The following is a 13,645-nucleotide window of genomic DNA, read 5'->3' as shown; positions in this document are numbered from 1 at the left end:
CTATTGTTTAGAATATAGTGTAGAAAAATTATTAGCGTAAATATAATTATCATTGACTTAAAATAGTTGTTTTCGTTTTTATAAAATGATGGTATTTTCTCAAAATCAGTAATGCTTAAGTAGGGTTACTGAGAAGTTACTAATTTTTGTTAATGGAAAACAAAATGGATAATCAAATTCGATTACGTGCTCTTGAGCAAACTGACCTTCGTTTTATTCATCAATTAAATAACAATCGTTCTATTATGTCTTATTGGTTTGAAGAACCTTATGAGTCTTATTATGAGCTAGAAGATTTGTTCCGTAAGCACATTCATGATAATACCGAGCGGCGATTTATTGCTGAGAATGAAGGACAACAATCTATTGGGCTTGTAGAGTTAGTTGAAATAAATTCAATTCATCGTAATGCCGAGTTTCAAATTATTATTGCACCAGATTTTCAAGGCTATGGTTATGCAAGGAGTTTAATTCACAAAGCACTTAATTATGCATTTACTATTTTAAACCTTCATAAAGTGTATTTACATGTAGCAGTAGATAACGAGAAAGCTATTTATTTATATGAAACATGTGGTTTTATGGAAGAAGGACACTTGGTGAAAGAGATCTTTGTAAATGGAGATTATAGCGATGTTAAACGTATGTATATTATTCAAAATACATATCTTGAAAAGATAAATAACAAAATCAATAAATAAAAAAATCTGAGAACTGATTACCGTTGTATGGTAATCGGTTCTTATTCCAATACCAGCAAGTTCATATACTAACCATGCTGAAAGATAGAGTGAATATTGTCTTTTTGTTGGTATTGATTGTTATGTTGGATTGTCCATTTGATTATATTTTCGATTGATTGTGGGCGCTGAAAGTAATACCCCTGAAGGTAATCACACTTCATTCCTTTAAGAATGGCCACTGAATCTGAATTTTCAACTCTCTCAGCAACGATAGTATGGCCCAGTCCATGAGCTAAAGCGATGGCTGAGCGAACAATAGCTTGGTCTAATTTATTATTAGCTAACTCGATAATGAAAGAGCGGTCTATCTTAATTTGATGTATAGGAAATTCTCGTAATAATGAAAGAGAAGAAAACCCAGTACCAAAGTCATCTAAGCTAATAGAGAACCCTAAAGATTGCAGTTGGCTCACATTTTCTTTTGCAGCAGACAAATCTGTAAGCATTGCACTTTCAGTTACTTCTAAGACTAATTGGTGTGCTTGAATACGTCCACTGTCTAGTAAATGAGTAAGATGGAGAATTAAATCATTTTCCAATAAATCTTTGGCAGATAAATTGATATGAATACAAGCATCAATATTGTGATGGTTAAATACTTTTAAGTCCTCTGATGCTTGAATCAACATCCCAATGAGTCAATTGTTTAATTATATTTGATTGTTCAGCTATAGGAATAAATAGGTCGGGTGGAATAAAAGAACCATCCTTTTGAGGCCAACGAATTAAAGCTTCATAACCGTGAGTTAATGAGCTTTTCGTATTGATAAGAGGCTGATAAAAAAGGCGAAACTCTTTATTACTTAGTGCTGGTTTTAAGTAATTACTAATCGTTAGCTTTTGTTTCACATCATTATCCATCATTGGGTGATAAAGCATGAAACTTTGTCCCATCTTTTTTGCTTTATACATAGCTATATCTGAATGTTGAAGTAATTTATCTGCACTTTGTGAATCTGTTGGAAAGATACTTATTCCGGCAGACATTGAGCTCATTATCCAATGACCATGAATATTAAAAGGTTTATCTAAAGTGGATTCTACCTTGTCTATTATTTTTCGGATATCTGAATTTGAATGTTGCGGGCACAAAACAACAAATTCATCACTGCCCATACGTGATAGAAAATAATGTTCAGTTAAAATGTCTTTAAATCGTTGGCTTAATTGAACTAGCAATTCATCACCGCAGTAGTGACCCATTGCATCATTGATTTGTTTAAAGTTATGAAGATCAAAGGTAATGACAGAGAAAGGTTGGTTGAGACTGATTTTTTGGTTTAATTGCTCTAAACAATAGACTCTATTAGGAAGTAGAGTTAAGGAGTCATGCAAGGCATTATAACGTTCAGTTGTTGCTATTTGATGTAATTGTCGGATGGACTGTAAGCTGTAATTGATGACAACAACAACAAAAATACTGCCACTACATAAAATCCCTGAAATACCTAGGTTAACGCTAGATAAACTTTGCTGAAAGATTAAGTAAAATAGGAAAACCGAGTAAGCAAAAATAAAAAATCCAATTAACCCTAGTAATACCTTCCATCCTTTATTTTTAGTTCTGGTACAAATCTGAGATGCAGGAAGACAACTGTAGCATAGAAAAAGGATGCCAAAAGAAACTAAAATTATAGGAAGTATATTCAAAATTAATACTCAATGGTGCGTAGTTAACAAATATTTTACAGTACTACTTGCTGTATGCAAGGATATTTGCCGTCCTATCCTGTTTTAAATTAGTTTGGCTAGATTGCTTTCATGTATATTTGAGTGTTTACGCACAAAAATTCAATGTAAATCCCATTTATTAGTACGAAGTATTGTTAAGTTTATTGCTAGTTGTTATGATTATGTTTTCTATTTATAACATTTGGTATTAAAATGTTTTCGTTAACAATCAAGCAAAAAATCATAGCCCTAACTTTTATGAGTTTTATTGGATTTGCTAGTATCTTATATATAGCAGGTAGTGCTTTAGCGATGAACTCACATCAGGTGGCTAATATACAAGCAATTTATTATCCTGTTATGAACTCTGCGGCTATTAACGAAGTACAATTAGACCAGTTATCTGAGCGATTTAATCTAGCCGTGACCATTGGCGATGAAGAGCTTCTTGAGATGAATAGACAAACATTTGAATCTATTCTCAATACATTCAAATATCAGGTTGACCTTCAACCTTCTTTGTCTAATGAAATACAGCATTCTAATAGATTAACTTCTCAATACTTTGAGCTAGCATATAGGATAGCGCTTGGTATGATAGAGGAGGAGTTGTCTTTAAAAGAAGCGTCAGCACTTGCCTCTGAAAGTAATCAATTATTGGATGAATTAAAGCAATCTTTAAAATCATTCAGTGACCAACGCCAAATGGAGTTTGAAATTTCAGTAACTCAAATGGCAGAAGAAAATAAGCAAGCCCATAATTTAATGAGAGCGGCTGGAGCGTTAGCTTTGTTTATTATCGTTATTGCAGGCTTTAAGATTGGCCGAGATATTAAAATAAGCTTGAATCGCATCACGTTTAAGATGAAAGACATTGCAGAAGGTGAGGGTGATTTAACAGGGCGAATTACTCATAAAACAAAAGATGAGTTGTTTGATCTGGTGTATTGGTTCAATACGTTTGTTGAAAAATTGCAAAGTAATGTGAGTCAAACAAAAACCAACATTAGTCAACTAAGCAATGTATCAGGCACCTTGGTTACAGCCAGTGAAACCACTAAAGAATTGTCTAATAAACAGTATCAAGCCATTGAGGATGTAACTTTATCGCTTAAAGAATTATTTACCAGTGTGAAAGAGATCTCACATAACGCTTCAGACGCGTCTAGTGCGGCAAATAGCGCAAACAAAGAAGCGAAAAAAGGCGAAGCCCAAGTTCAAAACACCATTCAATCGGTACATGACTTAACTGAAGAAGTTCACAATGCGTCAGAAGTTATTAAGCAACTTAATATCTATACACATGATGCGAGCTCAATTCTAGACTCAATCAGTAGTATCGCTGAACAAACCAACTTATTAGCGTTGAACGCGGCGATTGAATCTGCTCGTGCAGGTGAACAAGGACGCGGTTTTGCGGTTGTTGCGGATGAAGTAAGAACACTGGCGTCACGCACGCAATCATCAACACAAGAGATCCAAAGGGTATTAGAACAGCTTCAAACTCAAGCGACGAAAGCGGTAAGTATTATTTCGAACAGTGGTGAAAAAGCCGAGTTGTGTGTTCAACAATCTAAAATTGCGGAATTGTCACTACAAAGCATCACAAGTGAAGTAAATCAAATTACTCAGCGCAACGAGATGATTGCGACAGCGACAGAAGAGCAAGAGTTAACCTCGCACCAAATTCAAGGCTATGTTGCTGAGATCCGTAATATGGCGGAAGGCACGGCAACCAATGTCAGTAATGTTGATTCTGTGTCACATGATATCGAGTCCATTACCTCAAGTTTAACGGAGTTGACGAACCAGTTTAAGGTGAGTTAATACGTATAAAAACATAACAATAAGAAATACCATAATTATAATTTAGGGATAGAAAGTAATGAAGAAAACACTTTTAGCAGCTGCGTTAATGGGAATTATGGGAAGTGCATCTGCGGCAGACTCTGACCGTATCACGGACCTAGAAAAACAAGTTAAACGCTTGAAAAATGAATCAAGCTGGGCGGATAACGTTAAAATCAGCGGCTTTGGTTCTGTCGGTGTCGGTAAAGCGAATAATGGTGCAGGTTATGCACATTATACTGATGAGCGTTATGATACGAATATTGATTCAATTTTAGGTCTTCAATTTGAATTTAAAGTGAATGATCAGGCAAAAGTGGTTACGCAAATCAGCGCATCAGGTCGTTACGATTGGGAAGTTGATGTTGATTCAGCTTACATCAGTTATGATTTTGATGGTTTCACAGCGCGTGCGGGTAAAATGAAAGCGCCTCTATTCATGTTCTCTGATTATGTTGATGTAGGTTATGCTTACCCGATGATCCGCCCATCACAAGAGATGTATGAGAATATTATTCTGTCATCATACACGGGTGCAGATATGCTGATCCCTTTTGATATTGGTGAAAGCACACTGTTACTGCAACCTTTTGGTGGTAATAGTGAAATTAAAGGTCGTGATTCTTCTTTTGGTCACACCAAACTTGATATGTTCTTTGGTTTAACAGCGCACTTATACTATGACGATTGGACGTTCCGTACTTCTTATATAACGGCACAAACTGCAGTTCAATTTGATACTAGTAATACAGGTAATCCCGTAGCACAAACGATAGATGACGAAACCGCGAGCTTTATTGCGTTGGGTCTTCAATATGATGATGGTGACCTGATGTTATTAGCAGAGGCGACGCAAACGACGGTCTCTGGTGACTTTACGGATGTGCTTGCTGCCTATGCATTAACAGGATACCGCTTTGGTTCAGTAATGCCGTATGTAATGGTGAGTCATAACCAAACAACCGATAATAATAAACGTGAAGGGAACCCTCAACTGTCTTGGTTAGATTATGAATCTATGGCTTATTCGGTAGGTACGCGTTGGGATTTTGCTCAAAATGTCGCACTTAAGCTAGATGTTACCTACGCTGATTTTGGTGACACCCATGGTGGTAAGTTCTCATATAACATGGATGCTGCTATGCAACCAATTGAAAACGATACGTTTGTCTACTCAGCAACCGTTGACTTTGTATTCTAAGGAGTAGGAATATGAAAAATTTATTAGCGTTATGTTTTGGTGCTTTATTTTCATTGAATGTATCAGCAGGTCTGGTTGTGATTGGTAATCCATCGGGTGTTGATGCGTTATCGAAAAAAGACGTTAAAAAGCTGTTTCTCGGTAAAAAAACACGTTTAAGCAATGGTAACAGTGCTCAAATTGTTGAACTAGAAGATGGTGATGATAACCGTGTTGCTTTTCATGACTTAGCAACCGGTCGCAGTGAGTCTCAATTGCAATCTGCTTGGTCACGTTTGGTGTTTACTGGTAAAGCAGAAGCGCCAGTTCAAGTTGATAGCTTTGACAGCATGGTATCTGAAGTAGCAAGTAACTCAGATGCGATTGGTTATACTGAAGAAGCTAATGTAACGTCTGCAGTAAAAGTGCTTTATAAGTTTTAATCGATTTATCTTATCTAGGGTAAGTGGATTATAAAAAATAAAGGGAGCTGATGATCAGCTCCCTTTTTTAGCCATAAAACGTTGTTATATTTTTAATCTTCTAATCTTATCTCTTAAGCAACAACGGCTTCTATCTCTTCTTCTTGTGTTTTTACCACTTCCATACGCTCGCCGTAGATTGAACGTAACTGAGCCACTACATCTCCACGAGTTACGATACCCACAAATTTATTGTCTTCAATTACCGGTAAGATGCGTGGTTTAGCTATACGCATATCACGAGCGCGATCATTGACAGATAATGTGCTGTAGCTAGTTGCATAACCCATGTCTGTTGTTGGGTATAATGTTGGTTTATCAATCGCATAGAACTCAGCCAATTGAAGTAGGGTATCTTTTGGTGAAATACTCGTAATGTCCGCTTTCATTAAGTCAGCAACAGTGCGGCCTTTTTCTGGTAAGTAATCCTCACACCATAATTCAACTAATACATCGTGTTCAGAGAAGAAACCGACGACTTCATTGTGGCTGTTGATAACAATAGCACCAGAAAGATGACGTTCTAATAAGTTATCTAGTGCAACTTCAACAGGCATTTCAGGGCGAAGTACGTAAGCGTTAATATCCATAAATTGATTTACTGTTTTATTCGCGTTCATTTCAGTTATTTCCTTTGTGTCTGAATCGGTAAAAAGAGGGGTAATTTGTGATGTTGGTACTGCATTTAGTTGAGGGCGAGAGAAGATAGTCCAGTAACCTAAACCAACCAGTCCTGCACCGCCGACGATATTCCCAAGAGTGACAGGGATAAGGTTGGCAGTAATAAAGTTAATGATATTTAGATCAGCGTATTGTTCTGGTGATGCGCCAACGGCAAGCCAGAATTCAGGCGGTGCAAGTTGTTGAATGGCAATACCTAATGGAACCATGAACATATTGGCAACACAGTGTTCAAAACCACTGCTAACAAACATAGCAACAGGCAGAATAACCATGATTGCTTTGGTTAACATATTGGTAGAACAGAAGGTTAGCCAAACTGCTAAACACACCAATAAGTTACATAAAATACCTAAAGCAAATGCTTCTAATGGTTGATGATGCAGTTTATGTTGTGCGATATTGAGTGCATTGAGTCCCCATTGACCGCCATCGTTTTGGTACATGCCGGCAGAAACAACTAAGGCTAGTAATAATGTCGCACCGATAAAGTTACCGATATAAACTTTGCCCCATATGCCTAACATTTTTCCAAAACTGATTTGCTTATTTGCAACAGCAATAGCGGAAAGTACAGAACTCGTGAAAAGCTCACCGCCACCAATTACAACCAGTATCAACCCTAAGCTAAATGCTAAGCCTCCAGCAAAGCGACTAATTCCCCAGCCTGTTTGTGCATTCCCAGTAGTTACAGTGATATAGAAAATGAAAGCGATCCCGATGAATACACCAGCCATAACAGCTAAGCCAATCACCATACTTGTTGGCTTCTTTGATTTAGCTAAAGCGTAATAAGCCGCTTGATCCATCATTTCGCTGGGATTAAATTGTCCACTTGTATTTGGACTGAGATTAGCGCTCATTTGTCCTCCTTAAGTTATTAGTGATAAATAAACAATTATTAAACTCAAGCGTAGTGTTCATTCCTGTTCTGCTTGAGCCCATTTAGATTATGGATAAATTAACCTAAGGTAAAATTGATTGTTTTTAAGTTCTATATCAGTTTTATTGATGCGTTTTAAATGGTATGATTCGTTGAAAATAAATTCTTATAAAAGAGATAGTTATGCGATATTCATTAAAGCAGTTGGCAGTTTTTGATGCGGTAGCAACGACAGGAAGCGTCAGTCAGGCGGCTGAGTTATTATCGTTAACTCAATCAGCAACCAGTATGTCCTTATCGCAATTAGAAAAAATGTTAGGGCGGTCGTTATTTGAACGTAATGGTAAGCGAATGGCGTTAACCCATTGGGGCGTATGGCTTCGCCCTAAAGCGAAAAAACTAATTCATGATGCACAACAGATAGAATTGGGCTTTTATGATCAGCATTTAATCAGTGGTGAATTGTCACTTGGTGCAAGTCAAACTGCAGCAGAACATTTGGTTCCAAACCTTATCAGTAATATTGATAATGATTTTCCAGAAATTCGAATATCTTTAGGGGTTAAGAATACCTCAGGGATCATTAATGGCGTGTTAGATTACAAATATGAACTCGGTATTATTGAGGGTCGGTGTGATGATAACCGAATTCATCAAGAAGTGCTTTGTAAAGACCATTTGATTATTGTAGCTGCGGCACACCACCCTTTTGCAAAGCATGAAACTGTCAGTTTAGCTCAGCTAGAGCAAGCTAAATGGGTACTACGTGAACATGGAGCAGGAACAAGAACCATTTTTGATAGTGCGATACATGACAAAATCCCGGATTTAGATGTATGGCGTGAGTATGAACATGTTCCTGTACTGAGAACGTTAGTCGCGAATGGTCAATATTTAAGCTGTTTACCGTATTTAGATGTCGTTAAGTATATTGAGCGAGGTGAATTGGTTGCCTTAAATGTTCCTGAATTAAATATGGAACGTACACTCTCGTTTATTTGGCGTGCCAGTATGGATCAAAATCCAATAAGTAGTTGTATTCGACGAGAAGGAATTAGAATGATAAAGAACCATAATGTTATTCGTTAAACATTCTTTATAAAAATCGGCTTCTTAGTTTCTTGGTTATTTGCTATTCTCGTGAACAGACAATCATGACTTATATTATTTAGGGATAAAAAGAGATGCCAGCCTTATCAGTTTTATTGATGGATAGCTTCAATTACTTCAAAACGCATTTTATTGCTTTCTGTATACTTGTTTTGCCATTTGCATTAATTACTAATGGAATAGCATTAAGTTTTAATGAAGAGGATGGCTCAGGTAAGTTTTTTATTTACATGTTGTTTATTCTAACTATCTATCCATTCTATAAAGGGGCAATTCTGTACTATATCGCTTATTCATTTGATGGTCGCCATGTCCCATTTAGCCAGTTATATCAAATACCAGCCAAAACATGGTTTTCATTTGTACTCATGAACATTATTCTAGGTTTAGCTGTACTTACCGGCTTTATTGCACTGATTTTACCTGGTTTATATTTAATGGCGCGCTTTTCATTTACTGAGATTTATTGTGTTCTTTATAAAGAAAGCAGTACGGATGCAATTAAATTAGGATGGAATGATACCAAAGATAATTACTGGCTTCTGTTTAAAGGCCTAGTCATTATCTTTGGTTTGACTACAGGATTGGTTTGGGTATCTGAATATGCCTTAGGTCTTTTAGGATTGAGCTCTCCAGTGTTGTCTTTTATTTTTTCTATTTTAGAAGTCATACTTTCTATGATGAATACCATTTTTATTTTTAGAGTATTTACTATTAATACTACGCGATTAGAAGAAATTCAGCAGATTAGTTGAATTAATTCTAATCACATCGAGTGTTAAATAGATAAGACTTCGCTCTTAAATTAAGCAGATTATAATATTTTAAAAGCAGCTATTCTTCTTGGGTAGCTGTTTTTTTATACGATATTAATGAGATGATGCTTACAAAAATTTAATGTCTTGTTTGTTATTAAGCTTTAATTGTTAAAATTTGTGCCATAATGTAAGAATCTTTTGCTAAATATGGACGGTAGCTATGAAGTTTCGACATAAGGTTATTGCTGCATTTTCTGTGGTCATGACATGTACTCTGGGAATGCTAAGTATGCTTCAATATCTGAATATGAAGCAAGAAGTTGAACAGCAGGTTAATTCAAGTATTTTAGAAGTTGTCGATGGTGTACGTAGCACCGTGAGTGCCGAGTTGGCAGGAAAGGTGATGTTGGCAGATTATGTTACTGGCTTAATTGACACTAATGATAGTTCGGAAGAAATTACCTCAATACTGAGTCAACCCGAACTGAAACAGCTGTTTCTTTTAGTTGGTATAGGGTTTGAAGATGGGAGTTTTTTAGGTAATGATCCTTCTTGGAGACCAACAGATTATGATCCAAGGGCAAGAGGTTGGTATATAGACTCAAAGCAATTAAGAAAAACATTTATTACAGCCCCTTATGAAGATGCCGCAACAAAAGATATCCTCATATCTATTGCTACCACAGTCGAAGAAAACGGCCAATTTAAAGGATCTTTATTTTTTGATTTAAGTTTAGGTGTATTAGCTGATTTAGTTAATCAAGTTGAGTTGTTTGATGCTGGCTACCTTTTTATTGTTGATCAAGATGGTACTGTAATTGCGCATCCAGAGAGCAAATATAATGGCAAATCGTATAATGAATTTCTGCCTAATGTACAGTTGCAATCAGGCACACAAACAATAGAAATGAATGATTCACCATATAATGTAACCTTTACAGCAATTGATGGCCAAACATGGTCTATCGGAGTTGTATTAAACGAAGAGAAAATTTTTGAGAGTGTTGTTGAGTTAAGAGATTCTTCATTATTATATTCAGCGTTAGCCGTCATTATAGCGATCATATTAATGCTGATTTTTATATCGAAATTGATACAACCGGTGCAAGTTCTTAATGAGGCTATTGATAATGTTGCTTCAGGAGAAGCGGATTTAACTCAACGTTTAGATACAAATATTGATGCTGAATTTGCTCCTTTAGCTCGTGGTTTTAATCAATTTATCGAGAACTTACAGAACCAAGTAACTGAAACTAAAAACCTAAGTCAGCAGTTAATTCAGGGAACACATCAAATATCATCAGGAGCACAAGAGTCTGCTAATGCAATGAATACGCAAATGATGGAGTTAGAGCAATTAGCAACAGCAATGAATGAAATGGCAGCGACGTCAGTTGATGTTGCAGGTAACGTCCAAAGTGCGGCTGAATATGCTAAACAAGCGGATGATGCAACTGAAAATGGAATGAATGTCGTACGTGAAACAACAGATGAAATTGGTGAATTATCTAGTAATATTGATCAGGCTGTGCATGAAGTTGAATCATTAGAGAAAGCTACGGATGGAATAGGGACTATTTTACGTGTTATTAATGATATAGCTGAACAAACGAACTTATTAGCATTAAATGCTGCGATCGAATCAGCACGAGCTGGTGAAGCAGGACGTGGGTTTGCGGTTGTTGCTGATGAAGTAAGAACATTAGCGCAGCGAACTCAGCAATCAACGACAGAAATAGCAAGTATGATTGAGCAGTTACAATCTGGAGCCTCGCGTGTATCTAGCTCAATGTCAAGTAGCCAGCAACGTGCAGAATCAACGGTAGCAAAAGCACAGCAAACGGCAGAAGCTCTATCTCAGATTAGAGAAACGATACAGCAAATTAATGATATGAATATTCATATAGCTTCCGCAGCAGAAGAGCAAAGTCATGTAGCGGAAGAGATAAATGGTCAAACGGTAAATATTAAAGACTTATCAATATTGGTTCATAAGGCTGCGCAGGGGGTAGGGGTAGCAATTAATGAGCAAGTCAGTTTAGTTGAAAGCCAAGAAAGGATAATGAACAAATTTACGGTGTAAGTGCTTAATTAATTTATTAAATTAAGTAAAGCTTCCCTAAATAAATAGAATAAAAGCAGCCACTAATTACCAAAGAGTGGCTGTTTTTTATTATAAATGAGATCGTGATTACAAAACGATTAATGTTATCTTTATTATTAAATTGTAGATGTTATTTTTTTGTGTCTAAGTAAAGGGTTCTTATGACAAATGGAGAGTGTCTATGAAGTTTCGACACAAAATAATTACAGTATTTTCAATCATTTTGCTATGTACATTATCAATATTGAGTATTGTTCAATACTTAACCATGAAAAAAGAAGTGGAGCAACAAGTTGAGTTAAGCATTTTAGAGATAGTCGATGGAGTCAGAAATACCGTGACAGCAGAGCTGTCAGGTAAAATTAAATTGGCAGAGTATGCAACTGCAATGATTTCAGAAGATCCCACACCAAGCTCAATTAAAATGGTATTGAAGCAGCAACAAATAAAAGACTCCTTTATTCTTGCCGGTATTGGTTTTGAAGATGGACGTGATTTTATCAGTAATGATCCTTCTTGGAACCCTGTAGGTTACGATCCAAGAACGCGTAGTTGGTATAAAGCGGCTAAGCAAGAAAGAAAAACTATTATTACAGCTCCTTATGAAGATGCAGCAACTAAACAGATATTGATCTCTATTGGTACAGAGGTTAAAGAAAATGGTCGTTTCAACGGAGCTATATTTTTTGATTTAAGTCTTGGAGGCCTTGCGGATTTGGTAAACCAAGTCGAACTGTTTGGTGCTGGTTATCTATTTATTGTGGATCAAGATGGAACGGTTATTGCTCACCCAAATAGTGATTATAACGGTAAGTCATTTAATGAATTTTTGCCTCAGGTTAATCAAAACTCAAGTATGCAAACCATTGATTTAGATGGTTCACCACACACAGTTAACTTTACAGATATACAAGGTCAAACTTGGTCTGTTGGTGTGGTATTAGATCAAAATAAAGTGTTTGAGCAGATTAATGAACTGCGTACGAGCTCAATCTTCTATTCAATAATTGCCATTGTTATTGCGATTATTATCATGTCAGTAGTTCTTTCTCGCTTAATAAAGCCAGTACAAACTCTTAATGAGGCGATTAATAATGTTGCTTCAGGTGAAGCCGATTTAACTCAGCGTTTAGATACTAAAATAGACCCAGAGTTTGCGCCATTAGCGCGTGGTTTTAACCAATTTATTGAAAACTTGCAAAATCAAGTTACTGAGACAAAAGCATTAAGTCATCAATTATTAAGTGGCACACAAGATATCTCATCTGGTGCGCAAAGCTCAGTAAATGCGATGAATACACAAATGATGGAACTTGAACAGTTAGCGACGGCAATGAATCAAATGGCTGCGACTTCTGTCGATGTTGCTAATAACGTTCAACAAGCGGCGGAGTTTGCAAAGCAAGCTGATAATGCAACTGAAAATGGTATGACAGTAGTTACTCAATCGACGAGTGAGATCACTGAGCTTTCGAATGATATAGATAAAGCTGTTACTGAAGTTGAATCGCTAGAGAAAGCAACGGATGGAATAGGAACCATACTGCGTGTAATTAATGATATTGCAGAGCAAACCAACTTATTGGCGTTGAATGCTGCGATAGAGTCAGCACGAGCAGGAGAAGCTGGCCGAGGCTTTGCTGTTGTTGCTGATGAAGTAAGAACATTAGCGCAACGTACTCAGCAATCAACCACTGAAATCGCAACCATGATTGAACAACTGCAATCAGGCGCGTCGAGAGTCTCATCTGCCATGTCAAGCAGTCAACAACGTGCTGAATCAACGGTGACTAAAGCACAGCAAACGGCCGATGCGCTGGCTCAAATTCGTGAGACAATACAGCAAATTAATGATATGAATATCCACATAGCTTCCGCAGCGGAAGAGCAAAGCCATGTAGCTGAAGAGATAAATGGTAAGACGGTAAATATTAAAGATTTATCGACACAAGTTCATGAAATGGCACATGGGGCTGGTGTGGCGATTAATCAACAAGTAGAGTTAGTTGAAAGCCAAGAAAGAATCATGAATAAGTTTACAGTGTAATTACTACTTTCAGTATCAATATAACTGATACCGTATTTAGAATAAAATAGACATAATAAAAAGCTCAGGTATGACCCTGAGCTTTTTTATGACTGTCGTATGGTGTAAGGACTCACACGCTTATTTGTATTGGTATAA

11 protein-coding genes are annotated in these 13,645 nt (G+C 36.7%); 8 read left to right on the top strand and 3 right to left on the bottom strand.

Annotated elements, in window-relative coordinates; all coding sequences use genetic code 11:
• The first annotated feature begins 164 nt into the window (after positions 1 to 164).
• Positions 165 to 701 carry a spermidine N1-acetyltransferase gene (gene speG, locus ACU5DF_RS03295; RefSeq protein WP_446711756.1) on the top strand — a complete coding sequence of 179 codons (537 nt, stop codon included), beginning with the start codon at positions 165 to 167 and terminating at the stop codon, positions 699 to 701.
• Between the two features lie 68 nt (positions 702 to 769).
• Here the strand turns inward: speG and ACU5DF_RS03290 are convergent, their stop codons facing one another.
• Both ACU5DF_RS03290 and ACU5DF_RS03285 read right to left on the bottom strand, forming a co-directional pair.
• Positions 770 to 1,372, bottom strand: coding sequence for an EAL domain-containing protein (locus ACU5DF_RS03290; protein ID WP_446711755.1), 603 nt, complete (start codon positions 1,370 to 1,372; stop codon positions 770 to 772).
• A complete protein-coding gene (locus ACU5DF_RS03285) occupies positions 1,335 to 2,393 on the bottom strand; it encodes a diguanylate cyclase domain-containing protein (RefSeq protein ID WP_446711754.1) in 1,059 nt (352 codons plus the stop codon). Before ACU5DF_RS03285 ends, ACU5DF_RS03290 begins: the two co-directional genes overlap by 38 nt.
• Before the next feature lie 381 nt (positions 2,394 to 2,774).
• On the opposite strand from ACU5DF_RS03285, the gene ACU5DF_RS03280 reads away from it, so the two are divergent.
• The 3 genes from ACU5DF_RS03280 to ACU5DF_RS03270 are packed head-to-tail and all read left to right on the top strand — an operon-like array spanning position 2,775 to position 5,885.
• The gene (locus ACU5DF_RS03280; protein WP_446712470.1) at positions 2,775 to 4,241 is read left to right on the top strand and encodes a methyl-accepting chemotaxis protein; all 1,467 of its coding nucleotides are present in this window, start codon (positions 2,775 to 2,777) and stop codon (positions 4,239 to 4,241) included.
• Positions 4,242 to 4,299: 58 nt separating this feature from the next.
• A complete protein-coding gene (locus ACU5DF_RS03275) occupies positions 4,300 to 5,463 on the top strand; it encodes a hypothetical protein (RefSeq protein WP_446711753.1) in 1,164 nt (387 codons plus the stop codon).
• A gap of 11 nt (positions 5,464 to 5,474) precedes the next feature.
• On the top strand, positions 5,475 to 5,885 hold the full coding sequence (locus ACU5DF_RS03270; RefSeq protein WP_446711752.1) for a type 2 periplasmic-binding domain-containing protein: 411 nt from the start codon (positions 5,475 to 5,477) through the stop codon (positions 5,883 to 5,885).
• 113 nt (positions 5,886 to 5,998) lie between these two features.
• On the opposite strand, the gene focA is transcribed toward ACU5DF_RS03270, so the two are convergent.
• A complete protein-coding gene (gene focA, locus ACU5DF_RS03265; protein ID WP_446711751.1) occupies positions 5,999 to 7,468 on the bottom strand; it encodes a formate transporter FocA in 1,470 nt (489 codons plus the stop codon).
• 203 nt (positions 7,469 to 7,671) lie between these two features.
• Between focA and ACU5DF_RS03260 the strand changes: the two genes are divergently transcribed.
• From ACU5DF_RS03260 to ACU5DF_RS03245, 4 genes are all read left to right on the top strand, one after another.
• Positions 7,672 to 8,577: a LysR substrate-binding domain-containing protein gene (locus tag ACU5DF_RS03260; protein WP_446711750.1), complete on the top strand. Its 906-nt coding sequence runs from the start codon at positions 7,672 to 7,674 to the stop codon at positions 8,575 to 8,577.
• Between the two features lie 95 nt (positions 8,578 to 8,672).
• Complete coding sequence (locus tag ACU5DF_RS03255; protein WP_446711749.1) at positions 8,673 to 9,353, top strand: hypothetical protein; 681 nt, start codon at positions 8,673 to 8,675, stop codon at positions 9,351 to 9,353.
• 223 nt (positions 9,354 to 9,576) lie between these two features.
• Positions 9,577 to 11,439, top strand: a complete 1,863-nt coding sequence (locus ACU5DF_RS03250; protein ID WP_446711748.1) for a methyl-accepting chemotaxis protein — start codon at positions 9,577 to 9,579, stop codon at positions 11,437 to 11,439.
• Between the two features lie 202 nt (positions 11,440 to 11,641).
• Positions 11,642 to 13,507 carry a methyl-accepting chemotaxis protein gene (locus tag ACU5DF_RS03245; RefSeq protein ID WP_446711747.1) on the top strand — a complete coding sequence of 622 codons (1,866 nt, stop codon included), beginning with the start codon at positions 11,642 to 11,644 and terminating at the stop codon, positions 13,505 to 13,507.
• The last annotated feature ends 138 nt before the right edge of the window (positions 13,508 to 13,645 follow it).

The sequence above is a fragment of the Aliivibrio wodanis genome (assembly GCF_052920805.1).
Note: the sequence above shows the minus strand (reverse complement) of the source record. Positions and strands in the feature narration are given on the sequence as shown.

Excerpts from the sequence above, each read along its gene's own strand:
- speG (WP_446711756.1), top strand. The coding sequence starts at position 165 with ATGGATAATCAAATTCGATTACGTGCTCTTGAGCAAACTGACCTTCGT.
- ACU5DF_RS03290 (WP_446711755.1), bottom strand. The coding sequence starts at position 1,372 with ATGTTGATTCAAGCATCAGAGGACTTAAAAGTATTTAACCATCACAAT.
- ACU5DF_RS03280 (WP_446712470.1), top strand. The coding sequence starts at position 2,775 with ATGAACTCTGCGGCTATTAACGAAGTACAATTAGACCAGTTATCTGAG.
- ACU5DF_RS03275 (WP_446711753.1), top strand. The coding sequence starts at position 4,300 with ATGAAGAAAACACTTTTAGCAGCTGCGTTAATGGGAATTATGGGAAGT.
- ACU5DF_RS03270 (WP_446711752.1), top strand. The coding sequence starts at position 5,475 with ATGAAAAATTTATTAGCGTTATGTTTTGGTGCTTTATTTTCATTGAAT.
- focA (WP_446711751.1), bottom strand. The coding sequence starts at position 7,468 with ATGAGCGCTAATCTCAGTCCAAATACAAGTGGACAATTTAATCCCAGC.
- ACU5DF_RS03260 (WP_446711750.1), top strand. The coding sequence starts at position 7,672 with ATGCGATATTCATTAAAGCAGTTGGCAGTTTTTGATGCGGTAGCAACG.
- ACU5DF_RS03255 (WP_446711749.1), top strand. The coding sequence starts at position 8,673 with ATGCCAGCCTTATCAGTTTTATTGATGGATAGCTTCAATTACTTCAAA.
- ACU5DF_RS03250 (WP_446711748.1), top strand. The coding sequence starts at position 9,577 with ATGAAGTTTCGACATAAGGTTATTGCTGCATTTTCTGTGGTCATGACA.
- ACU5DF_RS03245 (WP_446711747.1), top strand. The coding sequence starts at position 11,642 with ATGAAGTTTCGACACAAAATAATTACAGTATTTTCAATCATTTTGCTA.